The organism is Corallococcus sp. M7, assembly GCF_054512695.1.
Window position 1 is genome coordinate 3,050,208 of record NZ_CM137252.1, and the last position, 22,647, is coordinate 3,072,854.

Here is a 22,647-nt window from a genome sequence, read left to right on the forward strand (position 1 = left end):
CTCCTAGGAAGACCATGCGCCGCTCGCTACTCGTTTGCCTCGTTCTCCTGACTTCCATGGCTTCGGCCCAGGAGAAGAAAGCACTGCGCGACGCTGACCTGGGCAAGAAGTCCACCACCACCGTGGACAAGTCCCTCGCAGGCGACATCACGCGCCCGAAGGAAGCCCAGCAGGCCGCTCCCGCGCTTCAATATGATCAGTTCCGCCTGGGCGTGGAAGTGCAGGTCGCTTCCAAGCGCCGCGAACAGATCGAATCGCTGAAGAAGATCATCTCGCTGTCTCCTGATCAGAAGGAGGCCCCCAGCCTGCTGTTCCGACTGGGCGAGCTCTACTGGGAGGAGTCGAAGTTCTTCTTCTTCGAAGCCAACCGGAAGGACGACGAGCTCATCGTCGCCATGAACCGCAACGACGCCGCGGGCCAGCAGAAGGCCAAGGCGGAGAAGGCGGAGCTGATGGCGAAGGTGAAGGAGAACGGCAAGTACGCCGTCGAGCAGTACACGAAGATCGTCCAGGAGTACCCGAAGTTCGAGCGCACGGACGAAGTGCTCTTCTTCCTCGGCCAGTACCTGATGGAGGACGGCCAGGACAAGAAGGCGCTCGTCGCGTTCAAGCGCCTGGTGGAGAAGTACCCGCAGTCCAAGTACATCCCGGACGCGTACTTCGCCTTCGGCGAGTACTACTTCAACAACTCCAAGGGCAAGCGCCCGGAGCTGGAGAAGGCGCTCGCGGCCTACAAGAAGGCCGCTGAGTACCCGGAGAACCAGGTCTACGCCTTCGCCCTCTACAAGCAGGGCTGGTGCTACTTCAACATGGGCGAGTACGAGTCCGCGAAGGACAAGTACAAGACCGTGGTCCTCTACGGTGAGCTGGCCGGCGCCGGCGCCGTGGAGAAGGACGGCAAGGCCAAGGCGAAGGGCTCGCTGGTGCGTGAGGCGCGCAACGACTACGTGCGCGCCTATGCCCGCGAGGGTGATGTGACGCAGGCCCGCGCGGACTTCGGCAAGGTCGCCACCAATCCGGAAGACCGCTTCGCGATGATGAAGCAGCTCGCGAACCTGTACTACGGCGACGGCAAGGACCGCGAAGCGGCCATCACCTTCAACGCGCTGATCAAGGAGAAGCCGCTGTCTCCGGAGGCCCCCGGCTTCCAGGGCAAGATCGTCGACTGCATCCTGCGCATGGGCAACAAGGAGCGCACCGTGGCCCAGGTGCGCCGGCTCGTGAAGATCATGAAGGACGTCGAGTCCTCCGGCGTCATCAAGGACGACAAGGACAAGAAGGCGCTCGCGGAGGCGAAGGAGCTGTCCGAGCGCACGCTCTCCAACCTCGCCGTCACCTGGCACAACGAGGGCAAGAAGACGCGCAGCGAGGAGACCTTCAAGTACGCGGACGCCGTGTACAGCGACTACCTCACGCTCTTCCCGGAGAACCCCAAGGCGTACGACCTGCGCTTCTTCTGGGCGGAGCTCCTCAACGACAACCTCCAGAACTTCGAGAAGGCCGCCGCCAACTACACGCTCGTCGTCCTCCAGGACGCCAAGGTGCTGGAGGCCAAGGACGACAAGGGCAAGCCCAAGCCGGGCAAGCCGGGCAAGTGGCTGACCAACGCCTCCTACAACGCCGTGCTCGCCTATGACGAAGTCGTCAAGGCGGCCGAGGCGCGCGGCGAGGCCAAGTCCGAGTCCGCCGGCACGGACATCCAGAAGAAGATCGCCATCCCCACGCTGAAGAAGTCGCTGCTCGACGCGTGCGAGCGCTACCTCAAGTACGTCCCCAAGGGCGACAAGCGCGTGGAGATCGCCTTCAAGGCGGCGAACATCTACTACCGCCACAACCACTTCGACGAAGCCGTGCTGCGCTTCTCCGAAATCGCGCTCGGCTACCCCGAGTACAAGTTCGAGGACGGGCAGCGCGCGGCCGAGATCGCCGCCAACCTCATCCTCGACTCGTACAACCTGCTGGGCGACTTCGCGAAGGTCAACGAGTGGGCCCGCCGCTTCTACGCCAACGACAAGCTGGCCACCGGCAAGTTCCGCGACGACCTGGCGAAGCTGATCGAGCAGTCGTCGTTCAAGCTGGTCAGCCAGCTTGAGGAGAAGAAGGAGTTCTCCAAGGCGGCCGAGGCGTACCTGAACTTCGTCCACGACTTCCCGCAGACGGAGATCGCGGACCTGGCGCTCTACAACGCGTCCGTCGACTACTACAAGGCGAAGAGCCTGGATAAGGCCATCGAGGTCCGCAAGCGCCTGTTCGCGGAATACCCCCGGTCCAAGTACGTGCCGGACTCCATCTACGCGAACGCGGAGGCGCTGGAGGCCATCGGTGACTTCGAGGAGGCCGCGGGCACCTACGAGCTCTACGTGCGCGGCTACGAGCGCAACCTGAACGACAAGGGCGGCGCCCCGGCGGCGAAGGCCAAGGCGAAGAGCAAGGCCAGGGGCAAGGCGAAGCAGGCCTCCAACGACGACGGCCCCGCGAAGCCCGCGGTGGTGCAGAAGTGGGACGAGTCCAAGGCGCAGATCGCCCTGTTCAACGCGGCCACCTACCGCGAGGGCCTGGGCCAGCTGAAGGCCGCGCTCAAGAACCGCGAGCACTACATCGAGCTGTGGCCCAAGTCGAAGGACGCGGAGGCCGCGTTCCTGTCCGTCGTGGACCTGCACGTGAAGCAGGGCGCGTACATGAAGGCCATCAAGCTCTTGGAGGAGTACGAGCGCGACAACATGCGCTCCCAGAGCAAGTTCCTCATGGCCGAGGGCCGCATCGTCGACATCTACACGAAGATGCGGAAGACGAACGACGTGCGCCGCATGAACAAGCGCATCTTCGAGTACTTCGACCAGCTGCCCCGCCGTCAGCAGACCGCGCTGGAGAAGCCGGCGCTCGCCGCCGCCGCGCAGGCGAACCTGCTGGCCATCGAGCCGGACTGGAACGAGTTCAAGCGCCTGAAGCTGTACTGGGGCGTGCCGCCGTCGCCGGAGCGCTTCAAGGGCTCGCTGGCCGACAAGGGCCGCGCGCTGGAGGTGGTGCAGAAGAAGTACGTGCAGACCGTGGCCCTGGGCGCCCCGGAGCCCGCCATCTGCGCGCTGCAGCGCATTGGCCTCGCGTATGACCACATGGCGGAGCTCGTCGTGAACGCGCCCATGCCGCGCGGCCTGGACGAGGAGTCGCAGCAGGCCCTGCGCGACGAGTTCGCCAACCAGGTCCAGCCGCTCAAGGACAAGGCCACGGAGGCCTTCTCCAGCGCGGTGGCCAAGAGCCGCGAGCTGGGCGTGTTCAACGACTGCGCCGCGGCGAGCCTGAAGATCCTCCGCACCACCTACGCCCCGGACCGCTACCCGGAGGTGCTGGAGGAGAAGCTCGCGCTGAAGAACAAGGAACTGGTGCTGGGCGGCGACCTGCTGGCCGCCGTGCAGGACATCCCGCCCCCGGTCACCAAGGTGGAACCGGAGAAGCAGGCCAAGAGCGAGGCGCTCAACGAGGACCTGTCCGCGCTGACGAACGCGCTTCGCCAGCAGACCGAGTCCGAGGTCGCCAAGCCCGCCGCCGCGTCCAAGGACGGCGCCCCCAAGAAGACCGTTGATGATCAGGAGCCGGAGGACTTCCTCTAATGAATCGCCGCATGCACCCGTTCCGCCCCCTCCTGCTGGCCACGCTGGCGCTGACCGCTGTCGGCTGCTCCACCACGCAGACCAACACCCCGGCGCCCGTCGCCAAGCCCGTGGCCGCCCCCACGGGCCCGGTCTCCATCTCCAACCGCGCCATGCTGCTGTTCGATGACGCGACGAAGTCCTTCGACGCGCAGAAGAAGGCGAAGGCCTTCGACTACCCGTCGCTGGAGCGCAAGTTCAAGGCCGCCCTGGAGGCGGACCAGAACCTGGCGGAGGCCGAGTACAACCTGGGCGTCATCGCCGAGCGCATGGGCAAGCCCGACGAGGCCAAGGCCCGCTACGCGGCCGCGCTCACCAAGAAGCCGTCCCTGCGCCAGGCCTCCGACAACCTGGCCATCATGAAGCAGAACGGCGGCGACGTGGCCGGCGCCGTGGCGCTCTACCAGGACGTGCTCACGCGCTACCCGGACGACGCGGGCTCGCGCGCGCGGCTGGCGGAGATCTACCGGCAGAACAACGACCACGACAAGGCGATGGAGCTGTCTCGCGCCGCGCTCATGCGCGACCCGATGAACACCAACGCCCTCAAGGTGATGATCCGCAGCTACCTGGACCGCAAGCAGCTGGCCATGGCGAAGCTCGTCGCGCTGCGCGCGGTGAAGCTGGACGGCACGGATCCGGAGCTGCACCAGGCCGTGGGCCTCATCCTCCTGAAGGAGGGCGACAACGAGGGCGCGCGCCTGCAGTTCAAGAGCGCCCTGGAAGCGAAGGCGGACTACGTGCCCGCGCACGTGGAGCTGGCCCAGCTGGCGCTCAACGCGGAGGACTTCCCCGGAGCGGAGGAGCACCTGCGCCGCATCCTGCAGTCGGACGGCAAGAACGCCGCCGCGCACGTGGACCTGGGCATCGCGCTCAAGGGCCAGGGCCAGTACGACAAGGCCATGCAGGAGTACGACGAGGCGGAGAAGCTCAACCCCGACCTGGGCGCCACGTACCTCAACCGCGGCATCATCCTGCACAAGGTGAAGGACGCCCCCGAGCGCGCGGTGGAGCTCTACAAGAAGTACGTCGCGCTCGCCGGCGGCGAGGTCGCGCTCAACGCCGAATCGCCCGTCTTCGGCCTCATGCGCGAGGCGGAGAGCATCGTGCAGGCCAAGCGCGAGGCGCAGGCCGCGGAGGCCCAGGCCAAGCAGATGGAGGCGCTCCAGGCCCAGCAGCAGGCCGCGATGAAGGCCGAAGAGGCGAAGCAGAAGGGCCAGCCGCCCCCGGGTGGAGCGACGCCCGCGTCCGGCACCGGCACCGCCCCGCAGGCCACGCCGGCCTCGGGCACGGGCGCGCAGCAGCCGGCCGCCACCCCGGCGGGTGGCACGCAGACGGCCCCTGCCCAGAAGAATGCAGCACCGGCGGACTCCGACGAGCCCACGGACGACCTGCTGTGATGTGGGAGACGCCCGCCAGTGGCTTCACGCTGGCGGCGCGGCTCGGGAAGATGCGAACCTTGTGAGCCCCTCGCTTTTCCAGGCGGGGGCCCACCATGCGGAAACACCAGTGGGCCTTGGGAAGGCCCCACGTGGAGGCAGGATGCGGAAGTGGCTGATGCTGTGCGTGACGTTGTCGGTGGCCCCGGCCTTCGCCCAGGACGAGGGCGGCGGAGCGCGGGGTGGTGAGGGTGGCGGCGCCAAGATGCAGAAGACGACCAGCGTCGACTTCGAGGACGACACCATCGAGGGTGACCTCACGAAGCCGGATGGCGAGTACGTCGAGGCGCGCAAGACCGTGAAGCACTCCAACCTCATCCGCATCCGCGAAGACTTCGAGGACAAGGTGATGCAGTCCGTGGGCGAGCTGTAATCCCCCCACCACGGATTGAACCGGCGGCGGGAACCTTCCGCCGGCACCGTTGTCCAAGAGCGCCAAAGCCTACCGGGAGCCCTCCATGGCCGTACCCCTGACACTCAAGGTCTTCAAGGGCGACACGCTGGTCGCCTCCAAGGACTACGAGCGCGACATCATCAAGATTGGTCGTCTTTCCTCCGCGCATCTGTGCCTGGAGGACGACAAGGTCAGCCGCATCCACTCCGTCATCGAAGTTGCCGCCGACGGCTCCATGTCCATCATCGACATGGGCAGCGTCGAGGGCACCTACGTCAACGGCAAGCGCGTCAACAAGGGGCAGGTCTCCTTCGGTGACGAGGTCCGCGTGGGTGGCACCACCATCCGCCTGGAGAACCCGGCCGCGGTCGCCGCGGTGAACCTGGCCGCCGCCGTCGCGCAGGCGGACGCGCCCACGGACAAGAACCCCACCGTCGCGCCGGTGGCCCCCGCCGCCGCCATCGCGCAGGCCGTGGCCGCGCCGGTCGCCGCGCCCGCTCCCGTGGCCGCCGCGCCCGCGCCCGCCGCGAAGCCCGCGCCCGCCGCGATGGACGCGTCCGTCGCGCCCACGCAGAAGAACGCCGTGGCGCCCGCGCGGGCTCCCAAGGCCCCCGTGCAGGAAGAGGAGCACGAGGAGCAGGAAGCCGCGCCGCGCGTGCGCACCGTGCGCAAGACCAAGTCCAACGGCCCGCAGGGTGTGTCGCTGCGCCTGCTCTGGGGTGACCAGCGCGTGGGCGAGTTCTTCGTGCCCCCCGGCGCGAAGAAGGGCTTCACGGTGGGCAGCGCCAAGGGCGTGGACTTCGTGATGGGCGACTCCAAGCTGGGCGCCCCCTCGTTCGAAGTGCTGCGCACCGACGGCCAGTCCTTCACCGTGCGCTTCGCGCGCAAGATGAAGGGCGAGCTCACCCGCAAGGGCGAGACGCTGGACCTGGAAGCGGTGATGGAGTCCGGCAAGGCCTCCCAGGACGGCGACGCCTACGGCCTCACGCTGGAAGCGGACGACTTCGTCTGGGTGGACCTGGGCGGCCTCACGCTGGAGGCGCAGTTCCAGCCGGTGCCCAAGCGCGTCGCCGTGCCCATCGGCGAGAACATCGACTACACGGCGCTCAACATCTTCCTGGTGATGTTCTTCATCGGCACCGCGTTCGTCATCCACTCCATGAACCAGAGTGGGGAAGGGGACGAGTACGCGGATGAGCTCGCGGGCAACGACGCGCGCATCGCGAAGCTGATCATCAAGCCTCCGGAGACCCAGAAGAACAAGTTCCTGGAGAAGCTGAACCAGCAGAAGGAGAAGAAGTCGGGCGAGATGGCCCAGAAGCAGCGCGGCGACGAAGGTCAGATGGGCAAGAAGGACGCGCCCAAGGCCAACAACCGCACCGCGCCCAAGGGCGACCCGAACAAGAAGGACGAGGCGCGCGCCCTCACCGCGAAGATCTTCGGCGGCGGCAAGGGCGGCATTTCCACCATCTTCGGCAAGGCGGACCTGGGCGGCGAGCTCAAGAGCGCCATGGGCAACATGTTCGGCGCCAAGGCAGGCGACGCGGGCGGCTTTGGCGGCATGGGTCTGCGCGGCAGCGGCGGTGGTGGCGGTGGCACCGGTGACAGCATCGGCATCGGCGGCATCGGCACCAAGGGCCGTGGCGGCGGCAGCGGCAGCTATGGCACCGGCGTGGGCACGCTCGGCGGCAAGCAGAGCGTGGACGTGGGCATCACCTCGTCGGATCCGGAGGTCATGGGCTCGCTGGACAAGGAGCTCATCCGCCAGGTCATCCAGCGCAACCGCGGGCAGATCCGCTACTGCTACGAGAGCCTGCTCAACCGCTTCCCCAAGCTGGGCGGCAAGGTCTCCGTGAAGTTCGTCATCAGCGCCAACGGCTCGGTGGCCACGTCCAACGTCGCGCAGTCCACGGCGGGCAACTCGGACCTGGAGACCTGCGTGGCCGGCCGCGTGCGCACCTGGAAGTTCCCGGAGCCCAAGGGTGGAGGCTCCGTGATCGTCACCTACCCGTTCATCTTCAAGCAGGCCGGTGACTGACGTAGAATCAACACATCCGTAATCAGCGCGGGCGGTCCTGGTTCCAGGGCTGCCCGCTTCTTCACTTCAACCTCCCGCCCCCGCGGGAGGACTGCCCCCCACCAGGCCGCCCTCCATGCAGAAAGTCCTTGCTCCTCTTGCCCTGAGCGCCGCGCTCCTCCTTCCCGCGATGGCGGGCGCCCAGGACACCCCCAGCGCCGGTTCCGCGATGCAGGACCGTCCCGCGGTGACCTTCAACGAGGTCGAGCGCGGTGTGTACTTCGGCGTGTACGGCGGTCCCTCGTGGATCACCAACCCGCCCGCGGACTCCGGCCCGCGCCCCTTCTCCTCTGGCCAGATGGCCCAGGTGGAGCTGGGCGTGGACCTGGGCGAGCGCCTGTCGCTGGGCGTCTTCTTCATGGGCTCCGCCAACCGCGCGGGCTCGGAATACGTCGGCTACTCGCAGGGCGCCGCGTCCGGCGACTTCACCATGCTGGTGCCTGGCGCCGTGCTGCGCGCCCGCCTGGTGGGCTTCGCCGACAGCCAGGAGGTCAAGCGCACCTGGATCTACGCCCGCGTCGGCGCGGGCTACGCGATGTTCTCTCCCAAGAAGCTCCTCCCCGAATCCGACATTCTTGTGTTTGCCGGGCCCGGAGTGGAGTACTACACGCGGCTGCGCCACTTCTCGGTGGGGCTGGAGGTCGTGGGGAACTACCTCGCCTCCAAGGGCGCCTTCGGGTTCGCGGTGGCGCCCAACATTCGCTACGCGTTCTAGCGGGAGATTCACGTGGCTCAGGAGAATGGAAGCGGTGGATCGCGTCCGGGTGGACGCGGTCCGAACGGGGGCGCGCCGGGCCAGGGGCCCCGTCGTGACGGACCGGGAGGCTTCGGCGGTCGTGGCGGTCCTGGCGGTGGCCGGGGTGAAGGGCGCGGCCGGGGTGAAGGCCGTGGCCGTGATCGCGACGCCGGCCCGGTGGGGCCCGGCCAGCGTGTCATCGCCGAGCTGAGCGTCCTGGAGAAGGCGCTCTCGAAGAACGACTTCTCGGCGGAGAAGGGTCCGCTGGAGGCCATCGTCCGCTCGCTGCGGACCATGAACCTCAAGTCGCTCGAGGACCTGGACCTCAACACGCGCGGCCGCCTCATCACCACGCTCCTGCGCGTGCAGCGTCAGTCCAAGCCGGCCCTGCCGGAAGCGGGCGCGGAAGCCGCGGCGCCGGAGGCAGGCGCCTCCACCGAAGCCGCGCCCACGGAGGCTCCGGCCGCCGAGGGTGCTGCTCCGGCCGAGGGTGCCGCGCCGGCCGAAGGGAGCGCGCCCGCCGAGGCCGCCCCCGCGAAGCCGGCGGTGGACCCCGCGAAGGAGAAGTTCGACGGCTGGGTGGACGTGATGTCCCTGGTGGGCCGGGTCTGGCGCGCCGCGGGCGACGCGGACCGTTCCCAGGCGGCCTTCGCGCTCAGCGGCCGTGAGCCGACGCCGGAGCCCGCGGCCCCGGCCCGTGAGGAGCGCGCCGAGCGTCCTCCCCGCGGTGACCGTCCGGAGCGCGGCGAGCGCCGTGACCGGGGCGAGCGCCCCGAGCGTGGCGACCGTCCTCCTCGCGGCGAGCGTCCGGAGCGCGGCGCGGCCGGTGAGCGGCGCGAGCGTCCTCCCCGGGGCGAGCGCCCCGAGCGTGGCGAGCGTCCTCCGCGCGGTGAGCGCCCCGAGCGCGCGCCGATGCCGGAGCTGACGGGCGACTGGAAGGAGCAGGCGACCCAGCTGGAAGGCATGGGCCGTACCCGCGACGCCGCGCGCCTGCACGAGCGCAACAACAGCTTCACGGAGGCCACCCGGCTGTTCGAGGCGGGCGGTGACCTGAAGAGCGCGCTGCGCACGGCGCTGTCCGGCCAGGACAACGACGCGGCCCGTCGCCTCGTGGGCACGCTGCCCGCGGAGCAGATTGGCCCCACGCTGGAGAAGGCCGGCGCGTACGAACTGCTCATGGAGCACTACGTCGCCAAGGCCGACTTCGAGAACGTCGCCCGCCTCTACGAGCGCGCGCGGCAGTTCGACCAGGCGGCCCTCGCGTACGAGCGCGCGAACAAGCTGACCCTGGCGCGCAAGGCGTACGAGCGCGCCCGGGACCTGGCGAGCGCCAACCGCATCCGCGGCCTGGAGGTGAAGGCCCTGGTGGAGCGCGGCGACCGTCTGGGCGCGGCGACCCTGCTGGTGGCCGTGGGCCAGCGGCGCGAGGCGGTGGAGGTGCTGAGCCCCCTGCCTCCTCCGAAGGCGTTCCACTTCATGCAGCGGCTCACCCTGGAGGACGAGGCCAAGGAGCTCGCGCAGCGCGAGCTGGCCCGCGCCGAACAGGAGCAGAAGCCCGCCGGACGCGCCCGGTGGCTGGAGCTGCTGGGTGACATCTCCGCCGCCGCGGAGACGTGGACGCAGGCGGGCCGCAAGGACAAGGCGCTGCCCCTCTACGAGAAGCTCGGTGGGGAGCACCTGCCCCGCGCCGCGCAGCTCGCGGAGGAGCTGCAGCAGCGTGACAAGGCCATCGCCCTGTACACGCAGCTCAACGACAGCGCCGGTCTGGAGCGCGCGAAGGCCCTCCCCGAGGCCCCCGCGACGCCTCCCGCGGACAGCAAGGCGGACGCTGGTGACGACGCCGAATCCGCGGCGGCGCCGACGGAAAATGCTTCCTCGGCTGGCGAGCAAGAAAGCCAATAATTCCCGCCGGTTGACAGGTTTTGCATGATTGCCCGGGGGCGCCCGCGGCCGGTACACTCCGGCGGCTGGCGCCCTCGTTTCATTCCCCCTTTGGCCAACGAGCATCATGGAACAGCCTTCCGCCCCTGCGCGTCCCACGCTGCGTGTGACCGACGACCGCTCCTTCGTTGAAACCGAAGCGGCCCTGGAGAAGACGGGCCGTGTCGAGGAGCTGATCCGCCTCTACGAGGGGCGCTCGCGGGACGTTCCCACCGAGGAGGCCGCGCGCCTCCTGTGCCGCGCGGCGGAGCTGGCCCACGAGCGTCAGCGCAACGCGCAGCGCGCGGAGGATCTGCTCAAGCGCGCGCTGCTGGTCGCCAAGGACCCGATGCCCGCGCTGCGCGGTCTCAAGCGACTGCATGAGATCCGCCAGGACTCATCGTCGTTGGTGGACGTGCTGGAGCGGCTGGGCGCCGCGACGCAGGGCGAGGAGAGCGCGGGCCACTACCTGAAGGCCGCGGACCTCTACGAGCAGAAGCTCTTCCGCCGCGACCGCGCGGTGCTGTGCCTGCAGCGCGCGGCGCGGGTGAAGCCGGACCGCGCGACGTTCCGGCGCGTGCGTCAGCTGCTTCTGTCCGAGGAGCGCTTCCAGCCTGCGTTCGAGGCGCTGCAGCGCGAGCGCGCCGCGTTGGGCGACGCGGGCATGGCGGAGGAGTACGCCGCGCTCGCGGAGCGGCTGGTGGACGACCCCACCGAGCACGCGCTGGCGCAGCAGGTGCTGGACGTGGCGCGGGAGCTGGATCCGCAGAACGCGCGAGCCGATAAGGCCATCCGCGCGATGCAGCGCTTCGAGCAGGTGTGGCGCGACAAGGTCCGCATGCTGCGCGGCATGTCGCTGGAGGAGCGCGACCGCAAGAGCGCCGCGCGCCTGTCGCTGCTCGTGGCGAAGCTGTTCGCCTGGTACGACCCGGGCTCCGCCGGCAAGGTGAAGGAGGCGTTGGATCGCTGCTTCCTCCTGTGGCCGGGCATGCCGGAGGCGCTCACGCTCATCGAGCGGATGGCGGGGCGCGCGGGCGACTACGGACCGGCGCTCGCGCAGCTGGAGGCGATGGCGGGCGAGGCGCGTGACCGCACGGCGCAGGTGGACCTGTGGCTGCGCGTGGGCACGCTGAAGCTGGGCCGGATGAACGACGCGGCCGGAGCGCTGGCCGCCTTCGAGAAGGCCGTGGCGGCGGATGCGTCGCGCGCGGACGCGGCCAGCCTCGCGGCGGAGCTGATGCTGGGCCAGGAGCGCTACGCGGACGCGGTGGCCACGCTGGAGCGCTACCTGGGCACGGTGAAGGACCGCGCGCAGCAGGCCAGCCTGCGTCTGCGCCTGGCGGACCTGTGCATGCAGCAACTGCAGGACGCGGACGCGGCGCGCGCGCACCTTGAGGCGGCGCTCAAGCTGGAGCCCACCAACGCGCTCGCGGCCTTCCAGCTGTCGCGCCTGCTGGCGGAGGACGAGAAGCTGGACGAGGTGCTGCCGCTCCTGGAGTTGGCCATGCTCGCCCCGCGTCCGCGCGCCGAGCGCGTGGCGTTCTGCGAAGCGCTGGCGCTGATGTTCGAGGAGCAGGAGAACGAGCGAGGCGCCTTCGAGGTGCTGGCGCGCGCGCTGGAGCTGGAGCCGGGACGGCCGCTGCTGCTCAACACGGTGGTGGAGCACGCGGAGAAGGCCAACGCGCAGCCGGCGCTGGCGCACGCGCTCTTGCGCGCGGCGCAGGGGGCGACGCCTCCGGCCGTGGCGGTGGCGCTGTGGCGGCATCTGGCGCAGCTGCTCCAGGGCCCGCTGGCGGACCCCGTGCGGGCGGAGGCCGCGTGGCGCGAGGTGCTCGCGCGCGCGCCGGGTGACACCGCGGCGAGCGAGGCGGTGAAGTCGCTGCAGGCGGCCGCGGCGCTGGCGGATGATCCGAAGACGCGGCTGGAGACGGACATCGCCCGGCGCGAGGCGGCGGGTGCCTCGCCCGTGGAGCTGGAGCCGCTCGTGCGTCAGTGGGTGCAGCTGGCGCCCGAGGACACGCAGGCGGTGCAGCGGCTCCAGGCGCTGTGCGTGGCGCTGTCGAAGTTCGAGGAGGCGGCGGCGCTGGCGGGGAAGCTGGCGACGCTCTCCGAGACGCAGCTTGAGCGCAACGAGTGGACCGCGCGGCAGGCGAAGCTGTACGCGGAGCGGCTGAACCGCCAGGAGGACGCGGCGGACCTGTTCCTTGCTCTGCTGGCGGAGAACGTGTCCACGGGCGTGGTGGTGGGCGGCCTGGAGCGGCTGGCGGCCGGAGGCGTGCGCACGGCCGCGCTGACCGAGGCCCTGGCGAACCACTACGGCCGCACGGGTGACCACCAGCGGCAGGTGGCGGCGCTCCAGCAGCAGCTGGAGTCCACGACGGACGCGCCCACGCGCAAGCGGCTGCTGACGGTGCTGGCCGGCATCCATGAGAAGCAGCTCGCGGACAGCCGCGCGGCGTTCGACACGCGGCTGCGCATGGTGCGCGAGGAGCCGAAGGACGAGGCGGGACGTTCGGAGACGGCGCGCCTGGCGCGAGACCTGTCCGCGCACGCGGAGCTGGGCCGGGTGCTGCGCACGCTCGCCACCGAGTCCGAGGACCCCGTCCTCGCCGTGCAGCTGCTCTCCGAGGCGTCGATGCTGGCGGAAGAGGGCGGGATGGCGGCGGAGGCCATCACGGCGCTGGAGGCCGCGCTGTCGCGCTCGCCCGAGTCGCCGCAGGTGCTCCAGCGCCTCGTGCGGCTGTACGGGCGCGCGGGCCGCTCCGCGGACGCGGAGACGCTGCTGCGCAAGCGCATCCACGCCACGCGCGGGCCGGAGCGGTTGGACCTGCTCCTGCGGCTGGTGGACCTGAACGTGGAGCTGGGCCGTCCGCAGCAGGCCGCCGAAGCGCTCCAGTCCGCCATCTCGCATGGTGGCGAGGAGGGCCGGCACCTGCCGCGCCTCGCGGAGCTCTACGAGAAGGCTGGCATGCAGCGCGAGCTGGGGGACACCCTGGCGCGGATGATCGGCCTGGCGGAGACGGCCGGTGACGCGGACCACGTGTCCCGGCTGAAGCTGCGCCGTGCGCAGCTGCTGCAGGGCTCGCAGGACGGCAGCGCGGAGGCGGTGCAGAGCTACGCGGACCTCTTGCGGCAGCGTCCGTCGGATCCGGACGCGCTCTCGGCGCTGGAGGCGATGCTGGCCTCGGGCCCGTCGCGCGAGGCGGCGGCGCGCGCGCTGATTCCGGCGTACGAGCGCACGAAGGAACACCGCAAGCTGGTGGCCACGCTGGACGTCCTCGCGGAGGTCGCGCGCGACGATGCCGGCCGGGTGCAGGCGCTGCGTCACGCGGCCCAGGTGCACCTGGCGCACCTGCGGCAGCCGGAGCTGGCGTTCGCGTCGCTCGCGAGGGCGATGCGCCTGGCCCCGGCGGACGGAGGCCTGCGGGCCGCCGCGCGTCAGGCCGCGGAGGACGCGGACGCGCTCGACAGCTTCGCGGAGATCCTCTCCGAGCTGACGGAGGAGGGCGACGTGGGCCCCGCGCGCGCGGCGCTGCTGCGCGAGCTGGCGGAGGTGCAGGAGAAGAAGCTCGACGACCGGCCCGGCGCGGTGAAGGCGCTGCGCGCGCTGTTGGAGCTGGAGCCGGGCAACCTCGACAGCCTGCGGGCGTTGCAGCGGTTGCACCGCGCGGGCGAGGAGTGGGCGGCGCTGGCGGAGGTGCTGGAGAAGCTGGCGGCGGCCATCCAGGAGCCCGCGGATCAGCTCGTGTGCCTGCGCGAGGCCGCGCTGCTGCACGAGGCGAAGCTCACCGACAAGGAGAGCGCGGCGTCCGCGTGGCGCGCCATCGCGGAGCGCGACCCGGCGCAGCGCGAGGCCGCCACTGCGTTGGATCGCCTCTACACGGACCTCAACCGTCCCAAGGACCTGGCGTGGACGCTCACGCTGCGGCGCAACCAGGAGGGCCAGAGCCCGCAGGGGCGTGAGGTGTCCTTCCGCCTGGCGGAGCTGCTGCGCACGGTGCTGGACGACGCCAACGCGGCGCTGGGCCTCTACAAGCGCATCCTCACCGAGGACCCGGGCCACCCGGGCGCGAGGGCCGCGCTGGAGGCCTGGGTAAAGGCGTCCGTGCCCATGAGCGGCGCGGCGCTGGAGGTGCTGGACAAGGTGCTCGCGCAGGTGGGCGACCATGCCCGCCGCGTGGCGCTGCGCGAGACGCGGATGGAGTCCGCGCTCACGGTGGAGAAGATCATCCTCGCCGGAGAGGTCCGCCGCATCTACGAGCGCGACATGCAGCAGCCGTCGCTCGCGTTCATGTCGGCGGTGAAGGCGTTCGCCAACGACCTGGACCGCGAAGGCGTGCGCCCGGACCTGGAGCGGCTGGCCCGCGAGACGGGCAGCCACGAGGTGCTGGCGGAGATCTACGAGAGCACCGCGGTGGAGCTCACCGCGGGAGACCCGGCCACGCTGGACCTGCTGCGCCGCGCGGCGGAGCTGCGTGAGAGCCTGGATCAGCCCGAGGAGGCCACGCGCCTCTGGAAGAACCTGCTGGCGGACGCGCCGCAGGACCGCCAGGCGCTGGAGGCGCTGTCCCGGCTCTACGAGAAGGGACAGAACGCCAAGAGCCTGTCGGAGGTCTACGCCCGTCAGGCGCAGCTCTCCACCGACCCGGAGGCGCGGCTGGGCCTCTTGCTCAAGGCCGGCGAGGCCTACGCGAGCGCGGGCGAGGACGCGAAGGCCATCGAAGTGCTCCGCTCCGCGTTGGCCATCCGCAAGGTGCCCGAGGGGCTTCTGGCGCTGGACAAGCTGTACGCGAAGACGCGCCACTTCGTGGAGCAGGCGGACGTGCTGGAGCAGCTCTCCGAGCTCGCGCCGGACGAGCCCGGGCGCCGCGCGTACCTGCTGCGCCGCGCGCAGCTGCTGGAGAAGGAGGTCGGCCCCACCGAAGCGCTGCCGGTGTACCGCCGGCTGCTGGAGCTGTCGCCGGGCGACGGACAGGTGGTGGCGGGCCTGGAGCGCCTGCTCGCGCACGACGGGCCCCGCCTGGAGGCGGCGCGGTTGCTGGAGCCCGTCTACCGCGGGCTCAACGACACGCGGAAGCTGGTGGACGTGCTGGAGGTGCTCCTGCCGGGCGTTCCGCCGGAGCAGCGCCTGGAGCGGCTGCAGGAGATCGCCGTCCTGCGCGAGGGCCTGGGCCAGACGTCGCTGGCCTTCGTCGCGCGTCTGCGTGCGTTCAACGAGCTGCCCGCGGAAGCCGGCGTGCGCGACGAGCTGGAGCGGCTCGCGGCGGACTCGGGCTCCTTCGAGGAGGTGGCGGCGGCCTACGAGGATCAGCTGGAGCGCGACCCCGCGGAGCCCCTGGCGGGCGACCTGTGGCGGCGCCTGGCGTCCATCTACGACAACCGCCTGAAGCGCTACGATCTGGCGGTGCGCGCCCTGGAGCAGGTGAGCCGGCGCGACCCGATGAACAAGCCGGTGCTGGAGGCCATCGCCCGCGTGCACCGCCGCACGGGCGCGAACCGGGAGCTGGCGCTCGTCATGCGCCGGCAGGTGGCCGCGGAGACGAATCCGTCCTCGCAGATCAACCTGCTCTTCGAGCTGGCGCACCTGGCCGAGGAGACGCTGGCGGACAAGTCGCTGGCGGCGCAGGCGTACCGCGAGGTGCTGGAGCGCCGGCCGGAGAACGCCAACGCGCTGAAGCTGCTGGGCCGCGTGCTCGCGGACATGGAGCGCTGGGCGGAGCTCGCGCAGCACGTCGAGCGTGAAATCCAGATGGCGGACGCGCGCGACGCGCAGGAAGAGGCATCCGACCTGCGCGTACGCCTGGGCCGGCTGAAGGTGTCGCGCCTGGATGATCCGCGCGGCGCGCTGGAGCTGTACCAGGCGGTGCTCGCGCGGCGCGCGGGCCACCCGGGCGCGGTGGGGGCGCTGGAGGAGCTGGCGCGTTCGGAGAGCCCGCTGCGAGGCGCGGCGGCGAGCGCCCTGGAGCCCGTCTTCGCGTCGGTGGGCAACCACCTGAAGCAGGTGGAGATGCTGGAGTCGCGCGCCTCCGCGGAGCCCGTGCCGCAGGAGCGGGCCGCGCTCTTGCGCCGCATCGCGGAGATCTACGCCACCGCGTTGGAGAACGCGGAGATGGGGTTCCTCTCCGCCACGCGCGCGCTGCGCGAGCTGCCGGAGGATCCGCGCTCGCTGGAGCTGTGCATCCAACTGGTGGACAAGGCGGAGGCGCCCGAGGAGCTGTGCGCGGTGCTGACCGAGGTGGCCCCCAAGGCCAGCGACGCGGCCCGCGCGGAGCTGTACCGCGCGCTCGCCCGGATGCAGGTGGACCTGGGTGAGCCGGCGGAGGCGCTCCAGTCGTGGAAGCGCGTGCTGGAGCTCAAGCCCACGGACACCGAGGCGCTGGATGGCACCGCGCGGCTGGTGGCCTCGCAGGGCCGTCCCTCGGAGCTGCTGGAGGTGCTGCGCCGTCAGCTCGCGCTGTCGGAGGAGCCGGCGCGGCGCGCGGCGGTGCTCCACCAGATTGGCGCGTTGCAGGAGGAGCAGCTCAAGGATCCGCTGGGCGCGCTGGCCACGTTCCGGCGCCTCCTGGAGCTTCAGCCGGACGACGCGGTCGCGCTCGCGCGCATGGACAGCCTCTGCCAGAAGCAGGAGCGCTGGCCGGAGCTCGCGGACGTCCTCGCGCGGCGCATCGCGTTGATGCCGCCGGAGGAGGGCCTGGAGCTGAAGTTCCGCCTGGCGACGGTGCGCGAGTCCAAGTTGCTCGACAAGGCGGGCGCGCTTTCGCTGTTCGGCGAGGTGCTGTCCATGCAGCCCAACCACCCGGGCGCGGTGGGCCGCATGGAAGCCATCGTGGCGCGCGAGCCGCAGAACCTGCTCGCGGTGGAGACGCTGCTGCGCGCCTTCCGCGCGAGCGGCGACGTCACGCGGCTGGCGCAGTTGATTGAAACGCGCGTGGGCGTGTCGCCGGACGCCATCGAGCGCAAGCAGTTGCTCGGCGAGCTGGCCACGCTGCGCGAGACGCAGGGCGAGGGCGAGCTGGCCTTCCTCGCGCTCTACCGCGGCTTCAAGGAAGACCCGAACGACAGCGAGGTCCGCCGCCGCCTGGAGAACGCCACCGACGTCGCGGGCAGCTACGACGAGCTGGTGGTGCTCTACGAAGAGGCCCTGCCGCGCATCGCCGAGGCCGCCGACGCGGCCCAGGTGTGCCTCAAGCTGGGCCAGGTGCTGGAGACGCGCCTGCGCGACCCGGACCGCGCGGTGTCCTACTTCGAGCGCGCGCGCACGCTGCACACGTCCGTGCAGCAGAGCTCGCTCGTCGCGTTGGACCGCCTCTACCTGCACCTGGAGGCGTGGCCGGAGCTGGCCGGCGTGCTGGAGGCGCTGGCCACCGGAGCGACGCAAGCCGCGGACAAGATCGGCTTCCTCTTCCGCCTGGGGCAGCTCTACCAGGAGCGGATGGACAGCCCGGACCGCGCCGCGGGGGCCTACGAGGCCATCCTCGCGCTGGATCCGTCGCACCTTGCCTCGGCGCGGCTCCTGGAGGGCATCTACGAGGGCGCGGGCGCCTCCGAGAAGCTCTACGCCATCCTGAAGCTCCAGGCGGACAAGGTCACCGGCAGCGAGCGGGACCGCGTCCTGGGCAAGATGGCGCAGGTGTCGGCCGAGGGGCTGTCGGACCTGGGCCGCTCCATCGACCTGTACCGCGAGCTGCTGGCGAAGAACCCGCGCAACGAGCAGGTCTTCAACGCGCTGGAGTCGCTGTACGAGCGCGCGGACCGTCCGCAGGAGCTGCGCGAGATGCTCGAGGGCCGCCTGGCCATCACGCTGGATCCGCGTGAGGTGGTGCGCCTCAACGAGCGCCTGGGCCGAGTGGTGTACCGCCTGCTCAAGCAGCCGGAAGCGGCGGTGCCGTACTTCAAGGCGGCGCTGGACCGCGACGCGCGCCACCGCGGCGTGCTGGACACGCTGCGCGAGCTGTACGACGAGACCGGCCAGCGCGAGGAGCTGGTGGGCGTGCTGCGCCGCCTCATCCCGCTGCAGGACAGCAGCGACGGCGTGAAGGCGCTCCGCCTGCGGATGGCGGAGGTGCTCGCGGGCATGGGCCGGCGCGAGGAGTCGCTGGACGCGGCCCGCCGCGCGCTGGAGGTCGAGCCGCACGCCGTTGCCGACCTGGAGCGCGTGTACGCGCTGTCCGTGTCGCTGCGCGCGTGGAACGACGCCGTGCGCGCCCTGGAACTCAAGGTCCAGGTGCACCTGGCGTCCGAGGAGCGCGACCCGGCCATCGCCGCGTACTTCACGGTCGCGGACCTGTGGGAAGGGCAGGGCGGCAAGCCCGAGCTGTCCGCCGGCGCGCTGGAGAAGGTGCTGGAGCTCGACCCCGCCAACCGCACCGCCTACGAGCGCGTGTGCACGCTGTACCGCGCGAACAACGACTGGCGCGCCTACGCCACGGTGATGGACCGCTACATGCCCCACCTCGTCACCGACGAGGAGAAGATGGCGGCGCTGCGGGAGATCGCCCGGGTTCAGGAGGAGCGCCTGGGCCAGAAGGACGTGGCCTTCCTGGCGCTCTGCCGCGCGCTGCAACTGGACGCGGCCGAGGACGCGCTGCGCGAAGAGGTGGAGCGCCTCGCGGACGAGACGGGCAGCCACGAGGAGCTGGCGGCGGTCTACGAGGAGGTCGCGGACGAGCTGCCCCGTGGCCCGCTCGCGGAGCGAATCTACGCCACGCTCGCGCGCATCCACGACTCGCGGCTGGATGATCCGCAGGCCGCGGAGGCCGCGTTCCGCAAGATCCTCGAGTTCGACCCCACCAACGCCACTGCGCTGGACGGGCTGGCGGCGGTGTTCCAGCGGCGCGGCCGCGACCGCGAGTACGTCGTCGCGCTCGAGCAGAAGCTGGAGGCGGCGGGCTCCATCGAGGCGCGCAAGGGCATCCTCAAGGAGATCGCCCGCGTCTGGGACGAGACGCTGGACGACCCCACGGAGGCCGCCAGCGCCCTGTTGCGCGCGCTGGAGCTGGAGCCGGACCTGGAGACGCTCGGCGTCCTCACGAACCTCTACCGTCGCGGCAACGCGTTCCGCGACGTGGCCACCACGCTGCTGCGGGCCCGCGACCTCGCGGCGTCCAACGAGGAGCGTGCGCGCATCCAGGTGGAGGTGGCGACCGTCTACGAGCGCGACCTCAAGGACGACGAGTCCGCGGTCTCCGCGTTCCGGATGGCGCTGGAGTTCGACCCCTACAACCGCGAGGCGCTGGAGGCGCTGGAGCGGCTGCACACGCGGTTGGATCAGCCGGCGGACCTGCTCGCCATCTACGAGCGGATGCTGGAGCTGTCGCAGGACTACCGCGAGAAGGTCCGCGTCCTCTTCCGCAGCGCGACCATCTGGGAGGACACGTACCAGAACCCGGCCAACGCCGACGCGTGCGTGGAGGGCGTGCTCTCCATCGACCCGCAGAACGCGCAGGCCATCAAGTCCCTCATCCGCCTGCGCCGCGCGCAGTCCCGGTGGGAGGACCTCATCCTCGCGTACGAGCGGCAGCTCGCGCTCGCCACCAGCCCGCAGGAGCAGGCGGAGCTGTACGTGGAGATCGGCAACGTCCAGTACCAGAACCTGAAGGCCGTGGACCGCGCGGTGAACAGCTACCACGCGGCGCTCGCCACGGACCCCGAGTCCCGTCCCGCGCTGCACGCCCTGGGCAAGCTCTACGAGCGCAGCGGCAACTGGCCCTTCGCGCTGGAGATGCTCCAGAAGGAAGCGCAGGTCGTGGGCAGTGACCCGGCGGCGGTGGAGCTGTGGCACCGCCTGGGGAAGATCAACGAGGACATGCTCGCGGACATGTCGAGCGCGCGGAACGCGTACCAGCAGGCGCTCGCCATCGACCCGGGCCACCTGCCCACCATCCGCGCCCTCAAGGGCATCCAGGAGCAGGAGCAGGACTGGAGCGGCTACGAGCAGACGCTGCTGCAGGAGGCGCAGCAGACGGATGATCCGGCCGCCAAGGGCAAGGCCCTGCTGGACGTCGCGCGCTACCACGCGGAGACGCGCGAGGACCGCGACACGGCCACGCCCTACTGGGAGGAGACGCTCAAGCACATCCCGGACAGCCTGGAGGCGGCGCGCCCGCTGGCGGACGTCTACATCGCGCGCGAGGACTGGTCGTCCGCGGAGCGGATGCTGGACATCGTCACGCGCAAGATGGCGGAGAAGGCCATGGCGGAGAAGGACCCCGCCATCGCGCAGGACCTCTGCCGCCAGCTCTACCGGCTGGGCTACGTGACGGAGAAGCTGGGCCGCCGCGACAAGGCCCTGTCCTCGTACGAGAAGGCCTACGGCCTGGACGCCACGTACCTGCCCGCGCTCGAGGGCTACGGCAACCTGCTGGTGCAGGCGAAGCGGTACGAGGACGCGCTCAAGGTCTTCCAGACCATCCTCATCCACCACCGCGAGGAGCTGACGGACCTGGAGGTCGTGGAGGTCTACTGGCAGCTGGGTGACGTGCACGCCGCGCTCGGCCAGACGGACCGTGCGCAGAACCACTTCGAGAAGGCGCTCGCCATCGACCCGCAGCACGAGCAGACGCTGCGCGCGCTGGTGACGCTGATGGACAAGGCGGGCAACTACGACAAGTCCGCGGAGCTGCGCCAGGAGCTCGTCAACAGCCTGGAGGGCGAGGCCAAGGTCAAGGTCTACCTGGAGCTGGGCCGCATCGCGCGCGACGAGTTGCACGACCCGTACATGGCCATCGACGCGTTCACCGGCGCCCTCAAGACGCAGCCGGACGCGCCGGAGGTGATGGACGCGCTCTACCGGCTGCTGCGCGAGACGCGTCAGGGCCAGAAGGCCGCGGACGTGCTGGGCCGCATGCTGGCGCTGCCCGCGCTCGCGCTGGAGCCGCACAAGGCCAAGCGCGTGTGGTTCGCGCTCGGTGAGATCCGCCGCGACGAGCTGAAGGACGTGGAGGGCGCGACGCAGGCCTTCAACGCCGCGCTCGACCTGGACCACCGCTTCGTGGAGGCCTTCAGCGCGCTGGAGGCGATGCTCGGCGGCGCGCGCCAGTGGAAGGTGCTGGAGGAGAACTACACGCGCATGCTCGCGCGTCTGCCCAAGACGCCGGACACGCACCCGGCGCGCATGACGCTGTGGCGCGCGCTGGGCGACCTGTACCTCCAGGTGCTCAAGCACCCGGAAGGCGCGGTGGCCGCCTACGGCGTCGCTGCGAAGGGCCTGCCGGACGACGCCTCCATGCAGGAGACGTTCGCGGAGGTCGCGGGCCAGATGCCGGGCCGCGAGGAAGAGGCCATCGTGGCGCTGCGCCGCGCGCTGCCGAACACGCAGAACCCGCGCAAGGTGGTGGGCCACCTGGTGCGGTTGTCCGCCGTGCGCAAGGACTACGACACCGCGTGGCTCGCCGCGCAGGCGGTGTCGGGCCTCCTGGGTGAAGCGGGCGAGGACGAGCAGGAGATCCTCACCAAGCTGGGGCCCTACGCGAAGAAGAAGGAGTTGGCGCAGCGTCCGCTGACGGATCGGCTGTGGCAGACCGCGCTCTTCCACCCGAAGGTGCGCGGCCCGCTGTCGGAGCTGTTGGGCCTGCTCTTCGAGAAGGCGGGACACCTGTACGCGGTGCCCTTCCCGCAGTACCAGCTGGTGCCCAAGCGCCACCGCATCGACGTGGCGACGGCGCAGGAGTACCACGTCAATCACTACCGCTACGTCGCGCGGCTCTTCGGCATGGAGGCGGTGGAGCTGTACTCGCCCTTCCTCGTGGCCACGCGCGAGCGCCTGGCGAAGCGCTCCAACGAGCCGGCCCCCGAGCCGCTCGTGAACGTGGATCTGCTCCAGACGCATCCCGCGTGTGTGCGTGTGGGCGGCAAGTACTTCGCGGAGCAGGGGCAGAAGGAGGTGTACTACCTCCTGGGTCGCACCCTGGCCCTGGCGCGTCCGGAGCTGGCGTTCAGCCAGCGCGTGGCGCCCGAGCGGCTGGAGGCCGTGGTGCAGGCGGCGCTCAGCCTGGTGGTGGGCAACGTGCGCTACACGGTGGATCCGCGGCTGGTGGACGTGGAGCGGCAGCTGCTCCAGAAGAGCCTGAGCGAGCCGGACCGGGCCGCCCTGGCGAAGGTGGCGAGGGCCTACCTGCCCACGGCGACGCCGCAGGATGTGCGCACGTGGCTGGAGGGCGCGGAGCTCACGGCGTCGCGCGCGGGCCTCTTCGCCGCGGGCGAACTGGAGCCCGTGCGCCGTATGGTGCAGGGCGAGACGGGGTCCGCCTTCCGCGTCGCCCCGCGCACCAAGCTGCGGGAGTTGCTGGTGTTCGCGACCTCCGAGGACCTGCACGAGCTGCGTGTGGCCGTTGGCACACACGTCGAGGTCCAGGTGCGAAAGTAGGGCCCTCAGACCGCAACGAGGGTTCACGCGTTGAAAGCAGGCGGGCGTTCAAGGCAGGTGTCCTTGATCT

The 22,647-nt window shown here is 70.7% G+C and carries 8 protein-coding genes; all 8 read left to right on the plus strand.

Annotation, left to right across the window (positions count from 1 at the left end; translation table 11 throughout):
* Window positions 1–14 precede the first annotated feature (14 nt).
* Window positions 15–3,608 carry a tetratricopeptide repeat protein gene (locus ACX114_RS12710; RefSeq protein ID WP_459297940.1) on the plus strand — a complete coding sequence of 1,198 codons (3,594 nt, stop codon included), beginning with the start codon at window positions 15–17 and terminating at the stop codon, window positions 3,606–3,608.
* Complete coding sequence (gene gltE / locus ACX114_RS12715) at window positions 3,608–5,047, plus strand: adventurous gliding motility TPR repeat lipoprotein GltE (protein WP_459297942.1); 1,440 nt, start codon at window positions 3,608–3,610, stop codon at window positions 5,045–5,047. The genes ACX114_RS12710 and gltE overlap by 1 nt, the downstream gene beginning before the upstream one ends.
* A gap of 142 nt (window positions 5,048–5,189) precedes the next feature.
* A complete protein-coding gene (gene cglF, locus ACX114_RS12720; RefSeq protein ID WP_120525394.1) occupies window positions 5,190–5,459 on the plus strand; it encodes an adventurous gliding motility protein CglF in 270 nt (89 codons plus the stop codon).
* 85 nt (window positions 5,460–5,544) lie between these two features.
* Entirely contained in the window at window positions 5,545–7,518 is a 1,974-nt protein-coding gene (gene gltG / locus ACX114_RS12725) for an adventurous gliding motility protein GltG (protein WP_459297945.1), read from the plus strand.
* Window positions 7,519–7,633: 115 nt separating this feature from the next.
* On the plus strand, window positions 7,634–8,272 hold the full coding sequence (gene cglE, locus ACX114_RS12730; RefSeq protein WP_459297947.1) for an adventurous gliding motility protein CglE: 639 nt from the start codon (window positions 7,634–7,636) through the stop codon (window positions 8,270–8,272).
* Window positions 8,273–8,306: 34 nt separating this feature from the next.
* On the plus strand, window positions 8,307–8,504 hold the full coding sequence (locus tag ACX114_RS12735; protein WP_199738633.1) for a hypothetical protein: 198 nt from the start codon (window positions 8,307–8,309) through the stop codon (window positions 8,502–8,504).
* On the plus strand, window positions 8,471–10,195 hold the full coding sequence (locus ACX114_RS12740) for a tetratricopeptide repeat protein (protein ID WP_459297949.1): 1,725 nt from the start codon (window positions 8,471–8,473) through the stop codon (window positions 10,193–10,195). The genes ACX114_RS12735 and ACX114_RS12740 overlap by 34 nt, the downstream gene beginning before the upstream one ends.
* A gap of 106 nt (window positions 10,196–10,301) precedes the next feature.
* Window positions 10,302–22,577, plus strand: a complete 12,276-nt coding sequence (locus ACX114_RS12745; RefSeq protein WP_459297951.1) for a tetratricopeptide repeat protein — start codon at window positions 10,302–10,304, stop codon at window positions 22,575–22,577.
* Window positions 22,578–22,647 lie beyond the last annotated feature (70 nt).

Coding starts and splice junctions, on each gene's coding strand:
- ACX114_RS12710 (WP_459297940.1), top strand. CDS start 15: ATGCGCCGCTCGCTACTCGTTTGCCTCGTTCTCCTGACTTCCATGGCT.
- gltE (WP_459297942.1), top strand. CDS start 3,608: ATGAATCGCCGCATGCACCCGTTCCGCCCCCTCCTGCTGGCCACGCTG.
- cglF (WP_120525394.1), top strand. CDS start 5,190: ATGCGGAAGTGGCTGATGCTGTGCGTGACGTTGTCGGTGGCCCCGGCC.
- gltG (WP_459297945.1), top strand. CDS start 5,545: ATGGCCGTACCCCTGACACTCAAGGTCTTCAAGGGCGACACGCTGGTC.
- cglE (WP_459297947.1), top strand. CDS start 7,634: ATGCAGAAAGTCCTTGCTCCTCTTGCCCTGAGCGCCGCGCTCCTCCTT.
- ACX114_RS12745 (WP_459297951.1), top strand. CDS start 10,302: ATGGAACAGCCTTCCGCCCCTGCGCGTCCCACGCTGCGTGTGACCGAC.